Source organism: Winogradskyella litorisediminis (assembly GCF_042675765.1).
Lineage (GTDB): Bacteria > Bacteroidota > Bacteroidia > Flavobacteriales > Flavobacteriaceae > Winogradskyella > Winogradskyella litorisediminis.
In genome coordinates this window covers 552310-578404 of record NZ_JBHTJL010000009.1, presented here as the reverse complement: position 1 = coordinate 578404, position 26095 = coordinate 552310, and the positions used below count along the sequence as shown (strand labels likewise).

At 31.4% G+C, this 26095-nt stretch carries 26 protein-coding genes; 21 read left to right on the top strand and 5 right to left on the bottom strand.

Annotated features, from left to right (window positions below):
- The first annotated feature begins 417 nt into the window (after window positions 1-417).
- From ACFQ1Q_RS04865 to ACFQ1Q_RS04785, 17 genes are all read left to right on the top strand, one after another.
- Window positions 418-918: a hypothetical protein gene (locus tag ACFQ1Q_RS04865; RefSeq protein WP_386128553.1), complete on the top strand. Its 501-nt coding sequence runs from the start codon at window positions 418-420 to the stop codon at window positions 916-918.
- 25 nt (window positions 919-943) lie between these two features.
- The gene (locus ACFQ1Q_RS04860; RefSeq protein ID WP_386128551.1) at window positions 944-1675 is read left to right on the top strand and encodes a hypothetical protein; all 732 of its coding nucleotides are present in this window, start codon (window positions 944-946) and stop codon (window positions 1673-1675) included.
- Between the two features lie 13 nt (window positions 1676-1688).
- Window positions 1689-2876, top strand: a complete 1188-nt coding sequence (locus ACFQ1Q_RS04855) for a hypothetical protein (protein WP_386128549.1) — start codon at window positions 1689-1691, stop codon at window positions 2874-2876.
- Window positions 2873-3889, top strand: a complete 1017-nt coding sequence (locus ACFQ1Q_RS04850; protein WP_386128547.1) for a polysaccharide biosynthesis protein — start codon at window positions 2873-2875, stop codon at window positions 3887-3889. Before ACFQ1Q_RS04855 ends, ACFQ1Q_RS04850 begins: the two co-directional genes overlap by 4 nt.
- 4 nt (window positions 3890-3893) lie before the next feature.
- On the top strand, window positions 3894-4325 hold the full coding sequence (locus ACFQ1Q_RS04845; protein WP_386128545.1) for a WxcM-like domain-containing protein: 432 nt from the start codon (window positions 3894-3896) through the stop codon (window positions 4323-4325).
- Complete coding sequence (locus ACFQ1Q_RS04840) at window positions 4310-5449, top strand: polysaccharide biosynthesis C-terminal domain-containing protein (protein WP_386128543.1); 1140 nt, start codon at window positions 4310-4312, stop codon at window positions 5447-5449. Before ACFQ1Q_RS04845 ends, ACFQ1Q_RS04840 begins: the two co-directional genes overlap by 16 nt.
- Before the next feature lie 10 nt (window positions 5450-5459).
- A complete protein-coding gene (gene wecB / locus ACFQ1Q_RS04835) occupies window positions 5460-6593 on the top strand; it encodes a non-hydrolyzing UDP-N-acetylglucosamine 2-epimerase (protein WP_386128541.1) in 1134 nt (377 codons plus the stop codon).
- Window positions 6594-6595: 2 nt separating this feature from the next.
- On the top strand, window positions 6596-7810 hold the full coding sequence (locus tag ACFQ1Q_RS04830; RefSeq protein ID WP_386128539.1) for a glycosyltransferase family 4 protein: 1215 nt from the start codon (window positions 6596-6598) through the stop codon (window positions 7808-7810).
- Complete coding sequence (locus ACFQ1Q_RS04825) at window positions 7803-8456, top strand: sugar transferase (protein ID WP_386128537.1); 654 nt, start codon at window positions 7803-7805, stop codon at window positions 8454-8456. Before ACFQ1Q_RS04830 ends, ACFQ1Q_RS04825 begins: the two co-directional genes overlap by 8 nt.
- Window positions 8446-9009, top strand: coding sequence for a GNAT family N-acetyltransferase (locus ACFQ1Q_RS04820; RefSeq protein ID WP_386128535.1), 564 nt, complete (start codon window positions 8446-8448; stop codon window positions 9007-9009). Before ACFQ1Q_RS04825 ends, ACFQ1Q_RS04820 begins: the two co-directional genes overlap by 11 nt.
- A complete protein-coding gene (locus ACFQ1Q_RS04815; RefSeq protein ID WP_386128533.1) occupies window positions 8994-10034 on the top strand; it encodes a hypothetical protein in 1041 nt (346 codons plus the stop codon). Before ACFQ1Q_RS04820 ends, ACFQ1Q_RS04815 begins: the two co-directional genes overlap by 16 nt.
- Window positions 10035-11057 (top strand): GNAT family N-acetyltransferase, encoded by a 1023-nt coding sequence (locus ACFQ1Q_RS04810; protein ID WP_386128531.1) that lies wholly within the window; start codon window positions 10035-10037, stop codon window positions 11055-11057.
- Window positions 11058-11059: 2 nt separating this feature from the next.
- Window positions 11060-11611, top strand: a complete 552-nt coding sequence (locus ACFQ1Q_RS04805; protein WP_386128529.1) for a sugar transferase — start codon at window positions 11060-11062, stop codon at window positions 11609-11611.
- Between the two features lie 2 nt (window positions 11612-11613).
- Complete coding sequence (locus tag ACFQ1Q_RS04800) at window positions 11614-12741, top strand: DegT/DnrJ/EryC1/StrS family aminotransferase (RefSeq protein ID WP_386128527.1); 1128 nt, start codon at window positions 11614-11616, stop codon at window positions 12739-12741.
- A gap of 69 nt (window positions 12742-12810) precedes the next feature.
- Complete coding sequence (locus ACFQ1Q_RS04795) at window positions 12811-14778, top strand: polysaccharide biosynthesis protein (RefSeq protein WP_386128525.1); 1968 nt, start codon at window positions 12811-12813, stop codon at window positions 14776-14778.
- Window positions 14779-14781: 3 nt separating this feature from the next.
- Window positions 14782-16080, top strand: a complete 1299-nt coding sequence (locus tag ACFQ1Q_RS04790; RefSeq protein ID WP_386128523.1) for a UDP-glucose dehydrogenase family protein — start codon at window positions 14782-14784, stop codon at window positions 16078-16080.
- A gap of 26 nt (window positions 16081-16106) precedes the next feature.
- A complete protein-coding gene (locus ACFQ1Q_RS04785; RefSeq protein WP_386128521.1) occupies window positions 16107-17516 on the top strand; it encodes an exopolysaccharide biosynthesis polyprenyl glycosylphosphotransferase in 1410 nt (469 codons plus the stop codon).
- Here ACFQ1Q_RS04785 and ACFQ1Q_RS04780 read toward each other — a convergent pair.
- Together ACFQ1Q_RS04780 and ACFQ1Q_RS04775 are read right to left on the bottom strand one after the other, a co-directional pair.
- On the bottom strand, window positions 17513-18670 hold the full coding sequence (locus ACFQ1Q_RS04780) for a glycosyltransferase family 4 protein (protein WP_386128519.1): 1158 nt from the start codon (window positions 18668-18670) through the stop codon (window positions 17513-17515). The genes ACFQ1Q_RS04785 and ACFQ1Q_RS04780 overlap by 4 nt on opposite strands.
- A 3-nt stretch (window positions 18671-18673) precedes the next feature.
- Window positions 18674-19987 carry a phenylacetate--CoA ligase family protein gene (locus ACFQ1Q_RS04775; RefSeq protein WP_386128517.1) on the bottom strand — a complete coding sequence of 438 codons (1314 nt, stop codon included), beginning with the start codon at window positions 19985-19987 and terminating at the stop codon, window positions 18674-18676.
- Between the two features lie 85 nt (window positions 19988-20072).
- Here ACFQ1Q_RS04775 and purD point away from each other — a divergent pair, with 85 nt between their 5' ends.
- Window positions 20073-21344, top strand: a complete 1272-nt coding sequence (gene purD / locus ACFQ1Q_RS04770; RefSeq protein ID WP_386128515.1) for a phosphoribosylamine--glycine ligase — start codon at window positions 20073-20075, stop codon at window positions 21342-21344.
- Here purD and ACFQ1Q_RS04765 read toward each other — a convergent pair.
- Complete coding sequence (locus ACFQ1Q_RS04765) at window positions 21339-21566, bottom strand: DUF6341 family protein (protein WP_386128514.1); 228 nt, start codon at window positions 21564-21566, stop codon at window positions 21339-21341. The two genes, purD and ACFQ1Q_RS04765, sit on opposite strands and share 6 nt — an antisense overlap.
- Before the next feature lie 41 nt (window positions 21567-21607).
- Here ACFQ1Q_RS04765 and ACFQ1Q_RS04760 point away from each other — a divergent pair, with 41 nt between their 5' ends.
- A complete protein-coding gene (locus ACFQ1Q_RS04760) occupies window positions 21608-22525 on the top strand; it encodes a DUF6427 family protein (protein ID WP_386128512.1) in 918 nt (305 codons plus the stop codon).
- Here the strand turns inward: ACFQ1Q_RS04760 and upp are convergent.
- Window positions 22514-23173, bottom strand: coding sequence for a uracil phosphoribosyltransferase (gene upp, locus ACFQ1Q_RS04755; RefSeq protein ID WP_386128510.1), 660 nt, complete (start codon window positions 23171-23173; stop codon window positions 22514-22516). The genes ACFQ1Q_RS04760 and upp overlap by 12 nt on opposite strands.
- A 70-nt stretch (window positions 23174-23243) precedes the next feature.
- On the opposite strand from upp, the gene ACFQ1Q_RS04750 reads away from it, so the two are divergent.
- Both ACFQ1Q_RS04750 and ACFQ1Q_RS04745 read left to right on the top strand, forming a co-directional pair.
- On the top strand, window positions 23244-23852 hold the full coding sequence (locus tag ACFQ1Q_RS04750) for a DUF4254 domain-containing protein (RefSeq protein WP_386128508.1): 609 nt from the start codon (window positions 23244-23246) through the stop codon (window positions 23850-23852).
- Window positions 23853-23965: 113 nt separating this feature from the next.
- Window positions 23966-24937: a glycosyltransferase family 9 protein gene (locus ACFQ1Q_RS04745; protein WP_386130161.1), complete on the top strand. Its 972-nt coding sequence runs from the start codon at window positions 23966-23968 to the stop codon at window positions 24935-24937.
- A 32-nt stretch (window positions 24938-24969) separates the two neighbouring features.
- On the opposite strand, the gene ACFQ1Q_RS04740 is transcribed toward ACFQ1Q_RS04745, so the two are convergent.
- Window positions 24970-26028, bottom strand: coding sequence for a 2Fe-2S iron-sulfur cluster-binding protein (locus tag ACFQ1Q_RS04740; RefSeq protein ID WP_386128506.1), 1059 nt, complete (start codon window positions 26026-26028; stop codon window positions 24970-24972).
- Between the last annotated feature and the right edge of the window lie 67 nt (window positions 26029-26095).

The following is a 26095-nucleotide window of genomic DNA, read 5'->3' as shown; positions in this document are numbered from 1 at the left end:
ATTAGTTCTACACAAGTAAAAATACTTAAATATAATTTTGTTGCTGTAACCATAGTATTTTCTGTCTACACTTTGATATGTGTAGCCTTAAATTATGGTCCTGTACACGAAGGCTTACTCCTAAACAATGATATGTCTAGATTCAGCCATTCTAATTTGACTATAAAAGTTAATAACCACCCAACGTATCTTTCATTCTCAATTTTAGTTTGTGTTTTGTTTCTTTTAGATTTGAAAAAACGCAAAAAAATTAACGTTTATATTTTCACTATAATATACATGTTTTTTGCGTTATACGTTTTATTACTGCTCAGTAAAATTTCTATAATTATATTTATTTGTTTAACACTTTATGCCGTTCAGAAAAATATAAATTTAAAAAAAGCGTTAGTAATCAATCTAATACTTTTAATAGGTTTGTCTTTTATCTTTTCAAAAACAAATTTAGGTTATAGATTTATTGAAGAATACCAATCTGTCTTAGTTTCAAAAGATTTAAAAGACAAAACTGTACCAATATCAAAAAAAAATTTAAGACTAATATCAGCAGACATATTTTTTAATCAGCAATTAAGTGACATAGTATTTGGTTTGGGTGCAGGAAATGTTCAAGAGTACTTAGATATAAAGTATCGTTATTATTTGCAAACAACAAATAGAACAGGATTTAAAGGTTTAAACTATCATAATCAGTTTTTTCAAACCATAGGCGATACAGGCATCATTGGTTTCTTTATATTAGGTTACATATTTTTGTATTGTTTTAAAGAAGCAAGGTCATCAAATTCTAAAAAGTTTGTTGCTTTTTTAACTATAACTTTATTATACTTTAGTATTGAGTCTTTTTTTGAAACCCAAAGAGGAGTTATGCTTTATGCTTATTTTAATTCCTTTTTCTTTTTCTTAGATAAAGATTAAATATAAATTTGTAAAAATTTTAAAGATGAAATATTTACTAGCTTTAGTTATTTGTATAGCGTTGTTGTCCTGTAATGACAAAAAAGATGCTAATACCAACACAGAGATTATTAAAACACAGCCAGATGCCCCTAAATCAGCAGAAAATTTAATAAACTGGAAAGAAAAATGGACGGTAGGTCAAGGTTCTGCAGACGGTTTTAAATCTTTTGGAAACGAAAATGAAAGTCGAAGAATTAAAGGGTTAGATATAGATTCTAAGGAAGCAATACTTTGGGAGTGTGTTGCAGATACATCGACAAGTTGGGACGGTGGTTTTCTTTCAAAAGTAGAAGAAATAGATTCAACAATGCCATACATGTTTGTAGCTTGGGTTAAAAAGACAAATGGTAACTCTGCAAGAGTATATTATGCGTTTGACTCTGTAAATGAAGTAACTGGAGAACCTGTTAAAAACGCAAACTTTATTGGTGCAGGAAGTAAATTAACCAATTTAGAAAGTTGGTACACTTTGGTGGGTTATATATATCCGAGTGACCACCAAGATAACATAGAAGCCAAAATTTATTCAGGCTTATATTTTAATGGTGAGAAAGTACAAGAAGGAAGAGATTTTAAATGGGAAAAAGGAGCAACCTCATCAAATATTAGAATTGTACAAGTAGAGAGCCAAACAGATGGTGAAAATCTTCTTATTTGGAATCCTCAACTTTATAAGGTTGATGGTACAGAACCAAAACTTTATAACTTGTTATAATTTACAGATGTAAATGTCAAAAACTATCCTAAGTAAATTCGATGAGTTTCTACTTTCTAACTTTATTCTTATAATTCTTGCATCGGAGTTTTTTACTAAAATCTTAATTTTATCTGAAAATTTACCATATAGAGTCAGCACATTCGTCAAATTAGGATTAGGATTATATCTTTTTTTCTATATCTATAAAAAAAATCTTTGGTGGCATAAAATATTAAAGTTTCTTTATTTTTTAACGATAATATTTATTGTAGGACAGTTGTTTTTCTTATTTAAAAATAACACTTCAAAGACAGATTTACTCAACAATCTCTTTACATTTTCTACCTACATTTTTCTACCGTTATTTGTTGTTTGTGTTGAAAATGAAAAAACTCATGAAATAGTATTGAGAAATGTAATTTCAATCAAAGTAGCGGCTTTTATAAACCTGCCGATAATTTTATTTAGCTTAATAGTTCCCTTTGAGATTTTTAGATCTTATCCCTTAACAGACAGGTTTGGCTTTAATGGTTTTTTAGGGTTTTCGTCTTCAGCTAGTTTCTTTTATATTGCTATAATTATTATTTTTTTTGGTACTTATTATATAAATAAGTCTAAAAAAAATTTAATCTTTCTAATACTACATACTTTCATATCAATATTGGTTGGTACAAAGACCATTTGGTTTTTTTTGCTTTTAGTAGCTATTTCATATTTCTGTTTTTTAATAAAAAACCCATTAAAATCTTTTTTTAGATTTTTATTTTTAATAGGTATAATTTTCTTTCTAAGCTTTAGAGAAAAAATCGAATTATTTATAGTTTCGATATTTTCTTTTGCAGAAAGGTATTACAATGAGTACGGTTTTTTAACTGTTATTCTATCTACACGAGATCTTTACTTCAAACAAGTTTACAATTATTATATAAGCAATTTTTCCTTGCCCACATTTTTATTCGGAGGTATTAATGTCATTAAAATAAGAGTAGAGTTTGAATTTATAAATATGTTTGTGTTTTTTGGATTATTTGGTACGCTTGTATATTTATTGATAATTAGATATATTTTCTACAAAACACAGCAAAAACCAATAAAAACTACAATCTTTGTCGCTTTAATTATAACTTGCGCTTTATCTGGTGGCTTTTTTTACAGTGTGTTTAGCGCCTGCCTATTTTATTTAGCCTACAGGTATTTGGATTATATAAAACAAGAATGAAAGAATTAAAAAACAAAAAACTATTAATTACAGGCGGAACAGGATCCTTTGGAAATGCCGTACTCAATAGATTTATAGAAACCGACTATTTTTCAGAAATTAGAGTTTTTTCTAGAGACGAAAAAAAACAAGATGAGCTTAGAAGACGAGTATCTAACCCTAAAGTTAAGTTTTACATTGGTGATGTAAGAGATTATAGATCCGTAGAGACAGCTGTGAGAGGAGTAGATTATATTTTTCATGCGGCCGCTCTTAAACAAGTACCGTCATGTGAGTTTTTTCCTATGGAAGCAGTGAAAACAAATGTTGTTGGTACAGAAAACGTATTAGATGCAGCTATAACGCATAATGTAAAAAACGTTGTTGTTTTAAGTACAGACAAAGCAGTATATCCAATTAATGCTATGGGAATTTCAAAAGCCATGATGGAAAAAGTCTTGGTTGCAAAATCAAGAAATGCCGCAAATACAATTATTTCAGGTACGAGATATGGTAACGTTATGGCATCTCGTGGTTCTGTTATTCCTCTTTTCGTTGAGTTAATGAAACAACAAAAAGATTTAACACTGACAGATCCCAAAATGACACGCTTTATGATGACTTTAGATGATGCTGTAGATTTAGTGTTATTTGCATTTAATAATGCAAAACCAGGAGATATGTTTGTTCAGAAAGCACCAGCGGCAAGTATTGAGACTTTAGCAAAAGCATTAATAGAACTATACAAATCTAAAAGTGAGCTAAAAGTAATTGGTACGCGCCATGGCGAAAAGCTATATGAATCTTTGCTAACTAGAGAAGAGCGCGTTAAAGCTGAAGATCTTGGCGAGTATTATAGGGTGTCTGCAGATAGCAGAGATTTAAACTATGCCAATTATTTTTCAGAAGGAGAAATTGATATGGATAATGTTGAAGATTATCACTCTCATAACACGGAACAATTAGACGTTGAAGGCATGAAAAAATTATTGCTGAAATTAGATTTTATAAAAGAAGACATTAATTCATTGTAGAGATTTGCAAAAGCAACAACCAACATTAATTAAAGGTGGAGTTTTTAAAGACCAAAGAGGTAAATTAGATTTTTTTAATGATTTCGATGCCAAGCAAATTAAACGAATTTATTTTACTACCCATTTTGATACTAAAGTCATTCGGGCATGGCAAGGTCATAAAGTTGAAAGTAGGTGGTTTGTTTGCACCAACGGAAGTTTTCAGATAAAGCTGGTAGAAATAGATAATTGGCAAAACCCTTCAAATAATTTACCTATAAAAGAATTTAAGCTTTCAGCTAATTCAAAACAAATACTTCACATACCAAACGGATTTGTTAATGGGTTTAGAGCATTAGAAGATAACTCTCAATTAATGATAATGGCAAACTATGAATTTGGCGAAATAGAAAATGATGAAGTACGTTTTAATTATAACAAATGGACAACATGGTAGATAGCGTAAAAGTCGGTATTACTGGCCAAGGTGGTTTTATGGGAAGCCATTTATTTAATTTTCTTGGTATTAAAGAAGACATAGCAAGAGTTGAATTTAAAAGAGATTTTTTTCATAATAAAGAACAACTTGAGGAATTTGTAGCTTCTTGTGACGTAATAGTACACTTAGCAGCAATGAATAGGCATACAAACCAAGATGTCATTTACAACACAAATGTAGAACTTATAGATAAGCTTATTGCGGCTTGCTATGCCACAAGAACTACCCCAAAAATTATTTTTTCTTCCTCCACACAAGAAGATAAAGACAATTTATATGGTAAATCGAAAAGAGACGGAAGGCAAAAGTTAGAAGAATGGGCAAAAAAAAGCGGTGCAAAGGTAACTTCAATGTTAATTCCTAATGTATTTGGTCCATTTGGAAAACCTAATTATAATTCTTTTATAGCTACGTTCTGCCACAAAATTGTAAATGGAGAAAAACCGACCGTAATCAATGATGCTCAAGTAAATCTTATATATATTAATCAGCTCTCAGAAAGATTTTATAAAGAAATCCTAAACACTAACTTAAAGAATATTAATTCTTTTGTTGTTGAACATACATGTACAAAGCAAGTCTCAGAGATTTTAGGGTTACTCAATAATTTCAAAAATCAATATCTGGATAATGGTCAAGTTCCAAATGTGCCTCTAAATTCATTTGAGCTAGATTTGTTTAATACGTTTACAAGTTTTATCCCTAAAAATTATTTTCCAAAAAAGTTTACAAAACATACCGATAATCGTGGCGCATTTGTGGAAATAATGCGTTCTGATATCGCAGGGCAATCATCTTACTCAACAACAGTTCCTGGTATTACAAGAGGTAACCACTTTCACACACGTAAAGTAGAACGTTTTGCGGTTATAAGTGGTAAAGCTTCAATAAAACTTAGAAAAATAGATGAAGACCAAGTTTTTGAATATATTTTAGAAGGAGATGAACCAGCTTACGTAGATATGCCAATTTGGTATACTCATAATATTACAAATATTGGAGACAAAGAGTTAATTACTCTTTTTTGGATAAACGAACCCTACAATTCTGAAGACGCTGACACCTATTTTGTAGAAGTATAAAACAAATATAATGAAAAGATTAAAAGTACTTACTGTAGTTGGCACGCGGCCAGAAATTATAAGATTATCATGTACATTAATTGCACTAGACAATAATGAAGCGATTGAACATATATTGGTTCACACGGGACAAAATTACGATTATGAGCTAAATGAAATCTTTTTTGAAGATTTAGGATTAAGAAAACCAGATTATTTTTTAGAAGCTGCAGGAAAAAATGCAAATGAAACTATTGGCAATATCTTAATTAAAATAGACCCTATTCTAGAAAAAATACAGCCAAATGCATTTTTGGTATTAGGAGATACCAACTCATGCCTTTGCGCAATACCAGCGAAAAAGCGTAAAATACCAGTTTTTCATATGGAAGCAGGAAATAGATGCTTCGATCAACGCGTCCCAGAAGAAACAAATCGTAAAATCGTTGATCACGTTTCTGATATTAATTTAACATACAGCGACATTGCCCGAGAGTATCTTCTAAGAGAAGGTTTGTCTCCAGATAGAGTTATAAAAACGGGAAGTCCAATGTATGAAGTTTTAAAAAAGTTCTTATCTCAAATTAAATCTTCGGATGTTTTAGAAAAACTTGGGCTAAAAGAGCAAGAATTTTTTATTGTATCTTCTCATAGAGAAGAAAATATAAGTAACCCAAAAAACTTTAAAGGACTTATAGATTCCTTAAATTTAATCGCCGAAACTTATAACTTTCCCATTATCGTATCTACGCATCCGCGGACACGCAATATGCTAAATAATAAAAATTTAAAAACACATAAGAACATTCAATTTTTAAAACCACTTGGTTTTTTAGATTACAATGCTTTACAAATGCACTCCTGCGCGGTACTATCTGACTCAGGCACTATTTCCGAAGAATCTTCGATTCTAAATTTTCATGCGCTAAATATAAGAGACGCTCATGAGCGTCCAGAAGCTATGGAAGAAGCTTCAGTAATGATGGTAGGGCTAAACCCAGAACGCATAATGCAAGGTTTAGCTGCTCTAAAAGTGCAAAGTAGAAATCCAAACCGTAATTTTAGAGAAGTGGCTGACTATTCAATGCCAAATGTGAGTGAAAAAGTAGTGCGCATTATTTTATCGTATACAGATTATATCAATAGAGTTGTTTGGTCTAAATAATTATGAATGTACTTTTTCTAACATTAGCAACTATTAAAAATATCAATGAGCGAGGTATTTATACAGACTTGTTACGTGAATTTGTAAAAAACGGTTACAACGTCAGTGTAATGACACCTGTCGAAAGAAGATTAAATAAGCCAACAAGCTTGAATGTTGAGGATAGTGTAAAAATTTTAAATGTAAAAACCTTTAATATACAGAAAACTAGTGTCTTAGAAAAAGGAATAGGAACATTAGCAATAGAATATCAATATCTTAAGGCGCTAAAAACATATTTTAAAAATCAAAAATTCGATTTGGTCTTATATTCAACGCCGCCAATCACCTTTTCTAAAGTAATAAAGTATTTAAAGCAGCGAGATAATGCATATTGCTACTTACTACTTAAAGATATTTTTCCCCAGAACGCTGTAGATTTAAAACTCATAAAAAAAGGAGGACTTCTTCACAGAATTTTTCAAAAAAAAGAAAAAAATCTTTATAATCTTTCTGATACGATAGGCTGTATGTCTCCGGCAAACAAAGCTTATATTTTAAAAAACAACTCATATCTTGCTTCAGAAAAAGTTGAGGTAAACCCTAATAGCATAATGCCTGTATCTTTTAATAACACTAAATTAGAAATACCAAACAAAAAAATAAGAGAAAAATACAATATCCCTTTAGATAAAAAAGTATTTATATATGGAGGTAATTTAGGAAAACCTCAAGGTATAGATTTCTTGATAAAAACATTAGAAACAGTTAATAATGAAAATGCCTTCTTTTTAATTGTAGGATCTGGAACGGAGTTCTCAAAAATTTCTAATTGGTTTTTAAAAAACAATCCTAAAAACGCAAAACTTTTATCCTATTTAGAAAAATTAGATTATGATAGGCTTATCAAATCATGTGATGTTGGTTTAATATTTTTACATAAAGATTTTACAATTCCAAATTTCCCTTCTAGATTATTATCTTATCTTGAAATGGGTTTACCAATAATCGCAGCAACAGATGTAAATACTGATATTGGGTATGTGGTAGAATCTAACAATTGTGGTTTTTGGGTCGAAGCAGGAGACTTAGATAAAATGCAAGATACTATATTAAAGTTTACAGATGAAACTGTTGATTTAAAAGCGATGAAAACTGCGGCATCAAAACTTTTAATTAATGAATATCATGTTTCTAAGTCATTTAAATTAATAAACGATAAACTACAAAATGTATAAATCCTTTTTTAAAAGAATACTTGATTTTTTAGCTTCATTTATTGCATTAGTTGTATTGTCTCCATTATTTATAGTTGTAACTTTTTTATTAGCAATAAACAACAAGGGGAAACCTTTTTTTTATCAGAATAGACCAGGAAAAAACGAAAAAATTTTTAAGCTTATAAAGTTTAAAACAATGACTGATAAAACTGATGAGAACGGAATTCCACTTCCCGATTATTTAAGATTAACAAAATTGGGTAAATTTGTAAGAAAAACATCCTTGGACGAGATGCCACAGTTAATTAATGTTATAAAGGGAGATATGAGTTTGATTGGCCCTAGACCTCTTTTACCAGAGTATCTACCTCATTATACAAAAACACAACAAAAACGTCATTTAGTAAAGCCTGGTATCACTGGCTTAGCTCAAGTTAAAGGTAGAAATTTAATGAAATTTAGTGAAAGATTTATTAATGATGTTTTTTATGTTGAGAACCTAACATTTTTTTTAGATTTAAAAATTTTATGGATGACGTTTGAAAGTCTTTTGTTTAAGAAAAGTACAATTGTTAATGGTCAAACGGTAGATGAGGTTGATGATTTAGGTCTCAGTAAAAATTTATCCTCAAATCATTTTAAAAACACCAAAAATGAATATTAAAGGAAATAAAGTAGTTCTAAGAGCGGTAGAAAAAGAAGATATTGAATTACTGCACAAATGGTCTAACTTACCAGAAATAAACTATATGCTTGGAGGTTGGCATTTTCCATCTAGTATGCAGGATCAAGAAAAATGGTACAATTCTTTGAATTTAAGTTCTAACAATCAAAAATTTGCAATACATACAGATGATTTGGGCCTTATTGGAATGGCAAACCTAGTAGACATTAATTGGAAAGACCGAAACGCTTTTCATGGTATGCTTTTAGGAGATAAAAACATGAGAGGTAAAGGTTATGGCGTAGATACTATAATGGCTATAAATAGATATGCTTTTGAAGAATTGGGTCTCATGAGAATGAATGGAAGTATGATTTCATATAATGAAGCATCAATCGGAGTTTATACCAAAAAATGTGGCTGGGAAGTGGAAGGCATTAAAAAAAATCACTATTTCAGAAAGAATAAGTGGTGGGACCAAGTTGTTGTTGGTATTACTCGAGACAATTATTTTGACCTTATTAAGCAAAATAAATATTGGGAAAAAGAGTAAGAGAATTTGGGTCCGATTTTAATCTCTGTACAGATCAAAAATGGTTAGATAGTAATTCGTCCTTTTTTAATTCTGAGGCTTCTCATTTTTTTTTATCTGGTAGAGCTGCCTTATATGCACTGATAGAATTTGGAATAAAAAAACATGGATGGATTAAAGTTTATTTACCAAGTTTTTATTGTCATGAAGTTACAGATTACATCAAAAGTCTTTCTATTGAGATTATAAACTATACTTACAATCCTCTAAACGATATTAAAGTTGAGGTTTTTGATACTGGGCCTTCTGTTATTGTAAAAGTAGATTATTTTGGATTTGGTATTTCACGCAATATTCATATTAATCAAGAAAACACGTTAGTCATCGAAGACTTAACTCACAATCTTTCAGGAATTAAAAATAGCACATCAGATTACGGCTTTGCATCGTTAAGAAAAGAATTACCCATACCAACAGGCGGTTTAATATTTTCAAATAAAAATAAAGAGTTACCAAAAGGGTCTTTGAATACTGTAGCTAACGATATTGCACAAAGAAAACTTACAGCAATGCATCTAAAAACAATGTATTTAGAAAATAAATTTTCAGACAAACCTTTTTTTAGAACCTTGTTTTTAGACGCCGAAGTGGATTTTGAGTCAAGCTTAGCAAATGCAATTAACCCAGAGCTATCAAACGCCATAATAAATGGATTAAATATTTCTAAAATTTTAAAAGTAAAAAAAGATAATTTAAAGTTGATTTTAGACCAATTAGTGGTTGATGAGAATTTTACCATCTTAAATACTTATGCAAACCTTGGTTTTGGTCTCGTACTAAAAGCAAAAACACAAAAACAAAGGAATAACCTCAAAGATTATTTAATAAAAAACTTAATTTTCCCTGCTATTCTTTGGCCTCATCAGTATGAAGAAATAGACGTTGCATTAGAAAATACAATCCTTTTTATACATTCAGATTTTAGATATAATAAAAATCAGATAACTCAAATTTGTCAAAAAATTAATCTCTTTTTTAATAATTAAATGAAGATTTTTAAAGTTATAAAGGAAAACGACGAGCAATGGTCAGAAATTATTAAAAAAAGTACTGGCTTTGATTTTTATCACACTATTTGCTACCATGAATTAGAAAAAGATGGTGAGCCAATTTTGTTGGTAGCAATAAATGGCAATAGTTTTATTGCCTTTCCTTTAATAAAAAGGCAAATTCCAAATTCTCATTTTTATGATTGTACATCTGCTTATGGTTATTTGGGTCCAATTACCAACGTTAGTGTAGAAAATAGAAATTCAGACTTAGAAAAATATTTCAAAAATAATGTGAAAAAGTTCTTTTTAGAGGACAATATAGTAGCGTGTTTTTCAAGATTACACCCTATAATTAATAATCATAAATTACTCACTGATTTTGGAAAGATTTTAGACATAAATAAAACAATATCCATAGATTTAAGCATTTCAGCAGAAGAGCAAAGAAGAGAATATAGAAAGTCTAATAAATATGAAATTAACAAACTAAGGAAAAACGGTTATACTGTCGTTGAAGCTAAAACAGAAGAAGAAATTAATACATTTATTAGTATTTATTTAGAAACTATGAATAAGGTAAATGCAGCTGACAATTATTTTTTTGATAATGAGTATTTTTATAAATTTTTAAATAATAATTGTTTTAATTCTAAATTACTATTAGCCAAAAAGGATAACATCATTACTGCGGGTGCAATATTTACTATAACTAATAATATTATGCAGTATCATCTCGCGGGTACAAGACAAGATTATGCGAGAGAAACCCCAATGAAGCTTATACTCGATGAAGCAAGACTATTAGCTAACGATTTAGACTTAAAACATCTTCACCTTGGTGGTGGAGTTGGTGGCAGTGACGAAGATTCATTATTTAAGTTTAAATCTGGCTTTTCTAAAAACACACATATGTTTAAAGTTTGGCAATACATTGCAAATAAAGAAGTTTATGATAAATTAGTTGATGAAAAAGGGGCAGATAAAGAAAACAAATATTTTCCTTTGTATAGATCTTAAAAATGAAAAGTTTTTTTGATTATTTTTTAGCTATCTTAATTTCCCCACTAGTTTTTCCATTTATTATACTTTTTGCGTTTATCTCCAGCTTAGTCAATGGAGGTTATGGTTTTTTTGTACAAAAAAGGATTGGTAAAGACCAAAAACCCTTTAATATTTACAAGTTAAGAACATATAATCTAAAGACACAAAAGATAAATAATGTGAGCAGAGTTCTCAGAAAATATAAAATAGACGAAATGCCACAAATCTTTAATGTTTTAGCTGGCGAAATGAGTTTTGTTGGCCCAAGACCAGACATTAAGAAATATGCAGATTTGCTGCGAGGCGAAGAAAAAAAGATTTTGCTTTTAAAGCCAGGTATTACAGGCCCAGCAAGTCTAAAATATTTCAATGAAGAAGAATTACTTTCTAAAATTGAAGATAAGCAAACGTACTATGATGAGGTTATTTTTAAAGATAAAATCAAGATTAATCTTGATTATTATTATAACAACAATATGCTTATTGATAGTAAGATATTAATAAAAACAATTTTAAAACTTCTAAGATAATTATGAAATCAAAAATATGGCTTTCATCACCCCATATGGGTGGCACAGAACAAAATTATATTAATGAAGCTTTCGAGACTAATTGGATTGCACCTTTAGGGCCAAACGTATCTGGCTTTGAATTAGATTTAGAAAATTACTTAGGGGGAAATAAAAACGTAGCATGTCTGTCATCTGGCACCGCAGCCATACATTTGGCATTAGTACAACTAGATGTAAAAAGGGGAGATGAAGTCTTATGTCAAACCTTTACTTTTTGTGGCTCAGCAAATCCAATAATTTACCAAGGTGCTACCCCTATTTTTATAGATTCTGAAATGGATACTTGGAATATGTGTCCTAATCATCTAGAGGAAGCTATAAAAGACAGAATCTCTAAAGGGATAAAACCAAAAGCAATTATTATAGTACATCTTTACGGAATGCCAGCAAAAATCAATGAGCTATTATCTGTTGCAAAGAATTACAATATTCCTGTTATTGAGGATGCGGCTGAAGCTTTGGGTTCAACTTATAACTCAAGAAAATGTGGAACTTTTGGGGATTTTTCTATACTTTCTTTTAATGGAAATAAAATAATAACTACATCTGGTGGTGGTGCTTTGGTTTGTAATTCATTAGATGATAAGAAAAATACTATCTTTTATGCTACACAAGCTAGAGATAGCGCACCACACTATCAACATTCTGTTATAGGCTATAATTACAGAATGAGCAACATAAGCGCAGGTATAGGAAGAGGTCAAATGGAAATTTTGGATAAACATGTTGCACTTCGTCAAAAGATGAACACTTTTTACAAAGAGAGTTTTAAAAATCATAAAGGTGTTTCGGTATTTCAAGAATATACAGACAAAATCATATCAAACCATTGGCTTAGCTGCATTACAATTTCAGAAGTAGCAAAATTTACAAAAGAAGAGTTTCAAAAAGCAATGAATGATGCCAATATTGAAACACGACCTCTATGGAAACCTATGCATTTGCAGCCTGTTTTTAAAAACACACCCTATTATGGAAATCACGAGAGTGAATCATTATTTAATAAAGGTCTTTGCCTACCAAGTGGATCAAATTTAACTGATAAGGATAGAGAAAGGATTAATAGTGTTATAGCATGCTTTAACTAACATAAAATTTTAATATTTCGATATTCTCATTATTATTAAGATATTTGCAGTTCAGAAATTTACGTCTCGATGTACAAAAAATTTAGTCAAGCATTAATTTTGGTTCTTGAGTCCAGTAAAAAAAGACTTAATTTCAAAAATATCGGTTATCTCCCAAGATGGGCCATCTTAGGTTTTGATATTATTATCATTTTCATTTCGCTTTTAGCTACAAAGATTACTATTAGTAACATAAGCAATCAGGTTTTTCAACTTAGCTTATCATCTACAGAAATATTATTAGTTTCAGTAAATACAATATTCTTCATACTCTATAGAACTTATGCTGGTTTAATAAGACATTCTACATTTTTAGATGCAGTTCGTTTTTTAGTAGCTACGCTATCTACCGTAATTGTAATATTAGTAGCATATTATGTTTATTATCTTTATAAATCTGAGGAAATAATTTTTATTCCTTTTTTACTCATTTATGCAGTAATATCGTTTTGCGGATTATTCTTATTTAGAGTTGTGGTTAAACAAGTTTTTGAAGTTTATCTAAATGTAAGTCAAAAAGAAAATCAAATAAACGTTTTGGTATATGGAACAGATGAAAATGCCATTTCAATCGCAAGCGCATTAAAGTCCGAAAAACCACATCGATTTAATGTTCTCGGGTTTATAGATAAATCTTTTAAAAATAATAGTAAGCAAATTCTTGGGTTACCAATACACAGTGTGACTAGAAATATTGCAGTAACATTAAAGATACACAAAGCCCAAGCCTTAATACTTGCCGATAAAACAATTACTAAAACAGAAAGTATATCGTTAATAGACAAATGTCTTGATTATAATTTAAAAGTATTTAGAGCTCCTTTGATATCAGATATTGAAGAGAATAAAAATATAACGAGTCAGATTGAAAAAATTCAAATTGAAGATATTTTAGAACGTGCACCAATTAAATTAGATAACAAACTAGTAGCTAAAGAAATATTCAATAAATGCATTCTCGTTACAGGAGGAGCAGGATCTATAGGTAGCGAAATTGTGAGACAAATTGCTGGATACAAACCCAAAGGTTTAATTATTGTAGATCAAGCAGAAACACCCTTACACAATATCCATTTAGAAATTAAAAGCAACTTCCCAAATGTTAACTACAAAGCTGTCGTTTGCGACGTTAGAGATTTAAATAAAATTAAAAATATTTTTTTAGAATATAAGCCAGACATTGTTTATCATGCCGCGGCATATAAACATGTTCCTTTAATGGAGGCACATCCTTCGGAGGCTATTTTTGCAAATGTTTTAGGCACAAAAAATGTTGCCGATTTATCTCAAGATTTTGGTGCAGAAAAATTCGTCATGGTATCTACAGACAAGGCCGTAAATCCTAGTAATGTTATGGGTGCTTCTAAAAGAATAGCAGAGATATACGTACAAGCACTCCAGGAGCAGTCAAACAGAAATTTAAAAAAGAGTACTGGTTTTGTAACCACAAGATTTGGAAATGTTTTAGGAAGTAATGGTTCTGTAGTACCATTGTTTAAAAAGCAAATTGAAGAAGGTGGCCCATTAACCATAACTCACCCAGATATTATAAGATATTTCATGACTATATCTGAAGCATGCCAGCTCGTTATAGAAGCAGGTGCAATGGGTAACGGAGGTGAGGTTTTTATTTTTGATATGGGAGAAGCTGTTAAAATTATAGATTTAGCTAAAAAGATTATAAGATTAGCGGGCTACACACCTTATAAAGATATAGATATAAAAGTAATAGGATTAAGGCCTGGCGAAAAGTTATATGAAGAATTATTAAACGAAAAATCCTCTACATTGCCTACATACAACGAAAAAATTATGATTGCAAAAATGCAAACTTATGACTATAAAACAATCAATAGAGATGTTTTAGAACTTTTGCAATTAGCACTTACACAAAATAAAAATGATATTGTCAAAAAAATGAAAGAAATAGTTCCAGAATTTGTAAGTATGAATTCAGACTATCAAAAATTTGATAATTCAACTGATAAAGCAAGTTAATTTATGAATATAACAGTAGTAGGAACAGGATATGTAGGTCTTGTTACCGGAACATGTCTCGCAGAAACAGGAAATAATGTACTCTGCATTGATATTGACGAAAATAAAATAGAGCTCATGAAAAAAGGACAAGTTCCTATATATGAGCCACATTTGGATGTGATTTTTGAACGCAATATAAAGGCGGACCGTTTAAAGTTTTCAACAAAACTGCAAGATGGACTAAATCATGGAGATATTATTTTTCTTGCTTTGCCTACTCCAGAAGATGAAGACGGTTCTGCTGATTTAAAATATATTTTAGGTGTCGCAGATGAAATAGGTAAACGCATTACTAATTATAAAATTATTATTGATAAAAGTACTGTTCCTGTCGGAACTTCCGAAAAAGTTGCAAAAGCTATAGCAAAACATACAGATGTAGATTTTGATGTTGTATCTAATCCAGAGTTTTTAAGAGAAGGTTTTGCTGTTGATGATTTTCTTAAACCAGAGCGTATAGTTATTGGCTCAGACAGTGAACGGGCAATAGAGCAGATTAAAAAACTTTACAAGCCCTATGTTCGTTCAGGAAATCCTATAATAGTAATGGATAAAAAATCTGCAGAGCTCACAAAATATGCTGCAAATGCTTTTTTAGCAACTAAGATTACGTTTATGAATGAGATTGCTAATTTTTGCGAGCTCGTTGGTGCAGATGTAGATAAAGTTAGAATTGGAATGGGTACAGATTCTAGAATCGGTAAGCGTTTCCTTTTTCCTGGTATTGGATATGGCGGTTCTTGTTTTCCAAAAGATGTAAAAGCATTGCACAAATCAGGCAGAGATTCAAATTATGACTTTAAGATTTTGGATGCTGTAATTGAGGTTAATCAAAAACAAAAGTTATCCTTAATACCTAAAGTTGAAGCTCATTTTGATAATAAACTTGAAAACAAAAATATTGCAATTTGGGGCTTAGCTTTTAAGCCAGAAACTGACGATATACGAGAAGCACCATCATTAGAAATTATTAATGCACTTTTAAAGCAAAACTGTTTAATAAGTGCTTTTGACCCAGAAGCGATGCCTAATGTAAAGCGTAAATTAGGTGACAAAATTTCCTTTGCAAATAGTATGTATGAAGCTGTTAAGGATGCAGACGCATTAATTATATGTACAGAATGGAGTATTTTTAGAAATCCAGATTTTAAAAAACTAAAATCACTAATGTCAAGTTCCGTAATTTTTGATGGAAGAAATTTGTACGATATTGCTGAGATGGAAAAAGAAAACTTTAAATACATTTCTGTAGGTAGATAAAGCAAATCAAATACATAAAGTAAATCATGGAATACATAAGAGGCAGATTTTCTTGGTTTATTAGGCCTGCTCTTATTGTTTTTGATATTTGTATCGTTATTTTTTTTGCTTCTTATTTTATAGATTTTAAAACCTTTGGTCTTCCTTATTGGTCTATCGGGTTTTTAAAAAGTAAAGCCACAGTATTTGCAATATATGCCAGTTTATCTTGGATTATATCTGCGTATTCTATTAAGTTTTACCATGTATATAGATACACGACAGCTCTAAATATATTTGGGCTATTTGTAAGACAAAGTTTTCTTTTTTTTATAATAGTTTTTGCCTTTATTGGCTTTTATCGTAGTATAGAAATCGACAAAATGACAATAATTAAATACTTAGTATTTACGATGTCTGCCGTTGGCTTCTTTAAATTTTTAATGTTTTATAGCCTAAGAGCTTATCGTAAATTTCTAAACGGAAATCATAGGCGTATTATCATTGTTGGGAGTAATGACAATGCCTTAGAACTCAAAAATTTTTTTAAAGAAAAGGAAAAATATGGCTATAACCTGTTGGGTGTTTACAGTAACCAAGACATTTCAAATCTTGCTGGAAGCATTGATGATGCATTAAAATACACTAAAGATAATGAGGGTTTAGATGAGGTTTATTGCGCTATGGACGAGTTGTCCGAGTTAGAATTAAATACGTTTGTAAAACATGCGGAGTTAAATCGGTTTAATATCAAATTTATTCCCGACACTACAAATTTCTTAAATAAGCGCTTAAGAGCCGATTTTTATAATTATCAGCCTGTTTTATCAATACAACAAGTTTCGCTAAATAAACCCTTTAATAGAGTTTTAAAGCGTGCGTTTGATGTTATATTCTCAACACTAGTCATAGTATTTGTTTTGTCTTGGTTAAGTGTCATTTTGTTTATCTTAATTAAGCTAGAATCCAAAGGCCCATTATTTTTTAAACACAAGCGTAATGGTATTAATTACAAAGAATTTAATTGCTACAAATACCGATCACTAAAAATCAATTCCTCTAAGTCCGAAACTTACGTAAAACAGAAAGACGAAAGAGTTACTAAAATTGGTAATTTTTTACGAAAAACAAGTTTAGATGAACTACCACAATTTATCAACGTTTTTAAAGGTGAAATGTCTGTTGTAGGGCCAAGACCTCACATGTTGGCATATACGCAAGCTTACTCCAAAAAAATAGACCCATATAACTTTATTTTTAGGCATAATGTTAAACCAGGAATTACAGGTTTAGCACAAATAAAAGGATTTAGAGGAGAAATAAAGTCAGATGAAGATATCGTAAACCGAGTAAAATTTGATATTTTTTATATTGAAAATTGGTCTATTTTGTTAGATTTAGACATTATTGGCCGTACTATAGTATCTATATTTAAAGGTGATGAAAAAGCCTATTAGATTAAAGAAATCAAACAATTAGTTTGATGTTTAGCATCAAAATTATAAAGTGCTGTTTCTTGGATTTTTTCCCTTAAGTTACTATTCAAATCTTTAATATTAATTTCTGAAATAACGTTGTTTAGCGAATCATAATTTCCAGCTTCGGCAATCCATCCCAAATTATATTTTGTAACCAAAGCTTCGCCTTCTCCACCACCAAAATAGATGATAGGCAAACCTAATCTAGAATATTCAAATATTTTTGAAGGTACAGCACCGTAAATTTTATTTTTCAGTGGAATTATTGTCGCATCATATTTTACCAATTCTTTATGCAGTTCAGTTCGTTCTAAACTTCCGTGAAACAGAATAGGTAAATCAGGATTATGCTGAATAAAACTCTTCAAGTTTTCTTCTTCAGCACCAGATCCGTAAACATGTAATTCAATATTTTTATAATCTAAGCGTTGTGCTAAACCAACAATATTTTGTGCAACACCAAGCAAACCTGCATAAACAATTTTTATTTTTTGCGAATTTCTGTAGCTTTCAATTTCAATTTTTGGAGCTTTAAAATCTGGATAATTTCTGAACAAAAGCGTTTCCTTTTTGGGAACAACCGTTTTTATATGAGCTAAAATTTCTTCACTCTGACCTAAAATTAAATCCGCTTTTTTGTAATTATACTTTTCAATTTTTAGTAATAAATTATAGCCAAACCCTTTTTTTACGGCATTAAGTTCTAAAGCAGATTTTGGCCACAAGTCACTAACATTAAGAATTAATCGGTGTTTTTTTCGACTTAAAAATAATAGCGATGTAAAAGCCACAAACAATGGAGGCGAATTTACAATCACTGTTTTCGGTACCTTATTCATAAAGATAAACCACATCAAACTAAAACTAAACGACAACATGGAAAATAATCGAACCAACTTGTTTTTAGAATTCGACGGATAAATCCAAAGGCGATTAACCTGAATATTTTCAATTGATTCTTGGCGCATAGATTTATACCCATCAAAAATTTTTCCTGTCGGGTAATTGGGTAACGGGCAAACAACACTCACATTAGCATCTTTCGAAAGTCCTTTTGCCATTTGAAAAATACGATTTGATGCCGCACCCATTTCTGGTTGAAAGTAGTTGGAAATTATAAGTACATCTTTCATAATTTAAGAGTTGACATAAGATGTAAATTGTTTAAGTTTTCCACTTTTCTGACGATTTAAAGTTTCAAAACGCTCGAATTCTATGGTTAAACCATCCTCAAGATAGGTTATGGTTTCTGCTACAATCGCTTCTTTTTGTTGTTCTTTTAATGGAACTTCTGCCACATAATTTATTTTAAAAAGATGACGTTCTAATTGCTCAATCACAAATTCTTTTACAGCGCTTCCATCTTCCATAATGCTTTTGGTAACATAGTAAAATGTAAGTCCAGCGGCTTTTTTTCCGCTTGGTAAAATGGCAATATCGTTAGTGCGGCCAACTAATTTTTCTAAAACAGGTTTTTTAATTGTACTCTTTTTAGATAGAACACCGATGTCACCAATATCATAACGAATAAAGGGCATAGCTTTATTGTAAAACGATGTAATTACAATACGTCCTTCTTCGCCATAAGGCAACTTGTTTCCGTTGTCATCTACAATCTCAACAAACAAGGTTTCGCTATTAATTTGCCAATCGTTTTGTTTATTTTCAAAGGCAATTAAATCTAATTCAGATGCGCCGTATTCTTTTACAATTGGCACTCCTAATTGAGTTTCCATCAGTTTTTTATCATCATCAAACAACATTTCAGAAGTTACAATACAGGCTTTTAAAGTTGGGCAAACAGTTTTTAAAACAATGTTTTCTCGCTTTAAATATTTGGCAAATTGTACAATAGAACTCGTGTAGCCATTGATATAATCGAACTTGTTGCTTCTAAATTTCTTAACTGTTTTTGCAAAAGCAGTATCACTTAAATCAAATACCGAAAACCGAAACCGATTTGCTAAAACATCTTTCAATCTTTCGATATAATAGCCTTTTTTATCTAAAGGGATACCATAAAATCGAGCTTGTTTAGAGGTGTTGAAATCAATATTATACCACGAAAAACGGTCGATAATTTGTGCCCAAGTTAAGGCATGACAAAACTTGTCTTTAGCAAAATAAAATGGGTCACCAGATGAACCAGAGGTTTTTCCGATGTGCGTGTTTTTTTTGGTAAAACCATTGGATAGCATATGTTCCAAGGGTTTTTGTAAATCCTTTTTCGTGAGAATTGGTACCGAATTCCAATCATTGATATCAATTTGTTTGCCTATTGATTTATAAAATTGATTTTTGGTAAGATGAAAGTCTAAAATTGCCCTTTTCTTTTGCGCTATCATGGCTTCAAACGCAGCACCTTCCATTTTTTTAATTTCCGACAAATGTTTTTGGGCTTTAGCAATGTCAAAGCCTTTAAGTTTAAGAGTAAGGTCGAATAATTTCAAGTAAAGAAAGGTAAATAAGGTTTCTGTAAAATAATTGTTTTTTAACCGTAAAAGCAATTATTTTTGCGCAAACAACACACAACTCATGAATATTTTAGTACTCGGCTCAGGCGGAAGAGAACACACATTTGCTTGGAAAATTTCTCAAAGTCCACTTTGTAAATCGCTTTTTGTAGCGCCAGGGAATTCTGGAACCTCAAAAATTGCCACCAATTTACCAATTGGCGTTACAGATTTTGAGTCTATAAAAACTGAAGTATTAAAAAACAAAATTGAGCTAGTAATTGTTGGTCCCGAAGACCCATTGGTGCAAGGTATTCACGATTTTTTTCTGAAAGATTCTGAGCTAAAACACGTCAACGTTATTGGTCCACAAAAAGCCGCAGCAGAGCTTGAAGGCAGTAAAGAATTTGCTAAAAAATTTATGATGCGTCATAACATTCCGACTGCAGCTTATGAAAGTTTTACTGCCGCAAACTTAGAAGAAGGTTATGCATTTTTAGAGTCTTTACAAGCACCTTATGTTTTAAAAGCTGACGGATTGGCTGCTGGTAAAGGTGTTTTAATCTTAAATAATCTAGACGAAGCTAAAAACGAGTTAAAAAATATGCTGGTAGATTCTAAATTTGGAAACGCTAGCACCAAAGTAGTTATCGAAGAATTTTTAGACGGTATAGAACTCAGTTGTTTTGTGCTTACCGACGGAAAAAATTACAAAATTTTACCAACAGCAAAAGATTATAAGCGTATTGGAGAAGGCGATACAGGTTTAAATACTGGTGGAATGGGTGCCGTATCTCCTGTGCCTTTTGCAACAGAGGATTTCTTAAATAAAATTGAAACCAGAATTGTAAAACCTACGATTGAAGGTTTACAAAAAGATAATTTGCCTTATGTAGGTTTCGTATTTATTGGATTAATCAAAGTAGGAGATGACCCTAAAGTTATTGAGTACAATGTTCGTATGGGAGACCCAGAAACAGAAGTTGTTTTACCACGTTTAAAAACCGATTTAGTTGAAATTTTCACTGCAATGGGCAATCAAACTTTAAATAAAATTAGTTTAGAATTTGATGAGAGAGCTGCCACAACAATAATGTTGGTTTCTGGTGGATATCCTGAAGCTTACGAAAAAGGAAAAGAAATTTCAGGTATTGAAGCCGTAGAAGATTCGATTCTATTTCATGCTGGTGCGCAAGAAAAAGAAAGTAAAGTGATTACCTCTGGTGGTCGTGTTATGGCAGTGACATCTTTTGGAAATACATATGATGAAGCCATAAAAAAATCTTATCAAAATATAGAAAAACTATATTTTGATAAGATGTATTATAGAAAAGATATTGGGTTCGACTTATAAATAAGAGTGAGCCGAAACGGTTTTGTCTTCCTCGTTATTATCATTGTATTTTTTAAGCTGAAGCATCCAATAAGTAAATGCAACAAAGCCAATAGCCATAAAAATCCATGACATGATGTTGGCTGCAAACCAATTTTCTAACTCTAATTCTCTTAAAGCATCTAACGGCGCAAAAAGTACATTAACAAACAAATCTTGGATAGCGTAAAAAAAATCTTTCATAACTTTAATAAATTTACGTTACAAAAGTAATAAATCTGTCAATGATTACAAGCATTTTTAGTAAATCAAAACCTATAAACTACATTATAGTTTCCATTTTAATAGTTGTGGCGTTTGTATTTAAGGTATATTCAGATTATTACACACCTGATTTTTCATATATCACAAATGGGATTGCTCTAGTTTTAGTGCTCTTTAGTGTGTTTATGACAGACTTTATAATATCAAAAAACGAATTAACCAAACGCAACAGTTATGGTATTTTTTTGTTTGGGTTATCCGTTTTAGCTTTTCCCGAAATTTTCAATAACATTAATTTTCTTATTGCAAACCTTCTAATTCTCTTTGCGTTAAGGCGGTTATTTAGTTTACACACAAAGCGTAGTGTGAATAAAAAGTTTTTTGACGCTGTGTTTTGGATTGCACTTGCTTCTCTTTTTCATACTTGGTCTATCTTATATTTGATAGTTGTTGTTATTGCTTTGGGGCATTACTGGCAAAATGAGGGTAAATATATCGCTATATCTATTTTAGCTATAGTAACTGTGTTTGTTTTATTAGTACTCTATAATATTATTTTTAAAGACCAATTTTTACCTACAAGTAATTTTGATTTTGGCTTTAGCTTCGATTTTTCTAACTATAATTCACCAAGCAAAATTGTAAGATTTACTATTGTTATTGCAATTTTTATTTGGAGTTTGGTGTATTACATCAAAGTTAGTGGCGAGAAAAATAAAAAGTTACAACCTATTATCGGTTTACTAATTCTCTCTGCTTTCATTGCTCTTGTAATTGCTCTATTTGCTACAAATAAAACAGGAAATGAAGCAATTTTTTTTATTATGCCATTTTCTATAATTGTTGCTAATTATATAGAAACTATAAAAGAAATCTGGTTTAGAGAAGCGTTTGTAGGTTTATTAATTGCGCTTCCAATTTTAAACCTAGTGTTGTAGTTTTTCACCAAAGGCTAAATCTCCAGCATCGCCCAAGCCAGGAATTATGTATCCTTTGTTATTAAGTGTATTATCAATATCGGCTATCCAAAGATGGGTATCGGTTTCAAAATGTTGAGAAACAAAATCAACACCTTGCTGTGCGCCAATAACACTTACCAAATGAATGTTTTTAGGCTTTCCAAAGGGTTTTAAAGCTTCAAAAGTAGCCAACATTGACTGGCCAGTTGCCAGCATTGGGTCGGCTAAAACAAGTGTCTTATTTTCGAGACTTGGGCACGCCAGATATTCGACTATAATTTCAAAACTTTCAGGATTATTTTTATGATGTCTGTATGCGGAAATAAATGCATTTTCTGCAGTATCAAAATAGTTCAAAAGTCCATTATGTAACGGTACGCCAGCTCTTAAAATGGAGCACAAAACGACATCTTCTTTTGGTAATTGAGTTTTTAAATTAGCTAAAGGTGTTGTAATGTCTTCAGATTTAAACTCAAAAGATTTACTCATTTCATATCCCAAAATTTCGCCAATACGTTCAATATTTCGTCTAAAACGCATACTGTCTTTTTGGATGGTTTCATCTCTTATTTCAGATAAAAACGTATTTAAAATTGAGGCTGTTTTTGAGATATGATGTATGTGCATTAGACCAATTATATGTTCAAGGGCTAAAGTAAATAATTCAAACTATATTTGCAGAACTAAATCTTTTACAATGTTTTCAGAAAAAGCAAATTCTATATTTCAAGACGTTATTAAAACGTATAAAGTATTAAATACCGTTGACCAACCGTTTACAAATAAGTATGATAAGAATGATGATTTAATCGCTCATTTATTATACAGAAAATGTTGGATTGATACGGTACAATGGGCTTATGAGGACATTATCCGAGACCCAAATATTAATCCAGTTGCTGCTTTAAAATTGAAACGAAAAATTGATGCGTCTAACCAAGACCGAACGGATACTGTTGAATTTATCGACAGTTATTTCTTAGATAAATACAAAGATGTTGCCGTAAAAGCAGATGCAAAAGTAAATTCTGAAAGTCCTGCTTGGGTTATCGATCGCCTTTCAATTTTAGCCCTAAAAATTTATCACATGCATTTAGAAACTGTACGTGATGATGCTAGCGAAAGCCATAAAGCTGCTTGCCAAAAAAAGCTCAATGTTTTATTAGAACAACGTGTAGATTTAAGTGGCGCTCTCGATGATTTATTGACAGACATTGCCAATGGCGATAAGTACATGAAAGTGTACAAGCAAATGAAAATGTACAACGACGACGAGCTCAATCCTGTTTTGCGCGGGCAGAAGTAAAATTTTTTAAATGTTTGTCATGCTGAACTCGTTTCAGCATCTCATTCTGTTTATGAGATAAAAATGTAGTGGCAAAAACTCCAAAGCATATCGTTGTTTTCCGTTTCTCAGCCATGGGCGATGTTGCTATGTCTGTGCCAGCCATACGCGCATTAACTCAGCAATATCCAAATTTAAAAGTCACCGTTGTTACAAGAAAATTTTTTAAGCCATTTTTTAGAGGTTTAAAGAATGTTACTGTTTTTGAAGCCGATTTAAAGGGAAAACATAAAGGCATTCTTGGGCTTTATAAATTATCGAAAGAGTTAAAGATATTAAAGTTTGATGCCGTAGCAGACATTCACAATGTCTTACGAACTAAGATTTTAAAATTTTTTATCGGCGGAAATTTTAAGCAAATAGACAAAGGCCGAAAAGAGAAAAAGGCTCTAGTTTCTGGTGAAATCTTTCAGCAACTAAAAACCACGCATCAACGTTATGCCGATGTGTTTGAAGCATTAGGTTTTCCACTTGATTTATCAAATCCCAATTTTCCTGAACGTGCAAAGCTGAATGAAAAATTACAATTGTTTATTTCAAATAAAGATATACCAACAATTGGTATTGCACCATTTGCAGCGTTTGAAGGTAAGTTGTATCCGCTTGAGCAGATGAAGTTGGTAATAAATCAACTTTCAAAAAAGCATAACATTATCCTTTTTGGTGGTGGAAATTCTGAAATTATTCAGCTGAACCAGATTGAAGCACAAACACCAAACACCAAATCCGTTGCAGGAAAATTAAGCCTAAGTGAAGAGTTAGACCTTATTTCTAATCTTGATGTGATGTTAGCCATGGATTCTGGAAATGCGCATATGGCTGCCATGCTTGGTGTGAAAACATTAACTGTTTGGGGCGTCACGCATCCTTTTGCTGGCTTTGCACCTTTTAATCAACCAAATGATTATGCTTTGGTTGCTGATAGAAATCAATTTCCAAAAATCCCGACATCGATTTACGGCAATAAACAACCCGAAGGTTATGAAAATGCTGCTGGTAGTGTTTCTGTGGAAGCTGTTGTTGAGAAGATAAAATCTATTATCTAACAGCGAAGCGGTCTAAAATCTAACATCTATATTTACACATCATCATAATCCACAACAATCTTAGCCGTTGTTGGATGCGCTTGGCACGTAAGAATCAAACCTTCGGCAACTTCGTTATCGGTTAAAATATTGTTTTGACGCATCGTAGCTTCGCCTTCGGTAACGCGAGCAATACAGCTGCTGCAAATTCCGCCTTGACAAGAATATGGCGCATCGACATCTTGTTTTAAAGCTGCATCAAGAATACTGGTGTCCTGGCTCATTTCAAACTCAAACTCTTCGTCATCAACAATGACTTTAAGTTGCGTTTGTCCGTTACCAATTTCGGTAGAATTTAAAGCTTCGGTTTCTGTTGGCGCTGTAAATAATTCAAAAAAGATGTTCTTTTCTTTGACATTGTTTTCAATTAAAACATCCTTTACGGTATGTATCATGGCTTCTGGTCCGCAAAGGTAAAAACTATCTACAGTAACGCCTTTGTATTTGTTTTTTACAATAAGGTTTACGGTGCTTTTTTCAATACGCCCAAAAAGGGCATCTTGTTCTTGCGCTTGGCTATAAATAAAATGAGCATGAAAACGATTACCGTATTTTGCTTTAAGCGTTAATATGTCTTCTGCAAACATAGCTTCAGCTAATTTTTTATTCCCATAAACTAAGATGAAGTTACTAAAAGGCTCGTCTTCTAAAAGTGTTTTTGCTATACTTAAAATAGGCGTAATCCCGCTTCCAGCAGCAAACGCAGCAATAGTTCTTGTTTTAGCGTTGTTAGCTTCGAAAACAAAACGGCCGTTTGGTTCTGCGACTTCTAAAATGTCACCTACATTTAGTTTTTCATTAGCATAAACGGAGAATGTTCCGTTTTCCACGGCTTTTACAGCAACGGTAACATCACCGCTGTTTACAGATGAACAAATGGAGTAATCTCTACGAACGTCTTCGCCATTAATTTCTGTTTTTAAAGTGATGTACTGACCAGCTTTAAATTTATAAATCCCTTTCAAATCCTCAGGAATGGCAAAAGTTATAGCTACAGATTTGTCAGTAACGCGATTAATAGATTTTATAGAAAGTTTATGAAATTGTGCCATTGCAAATGTTTTTGGCGAAGATACATAATACATCACTTATACTAAGGCTATTCAAAGGATGAAGATT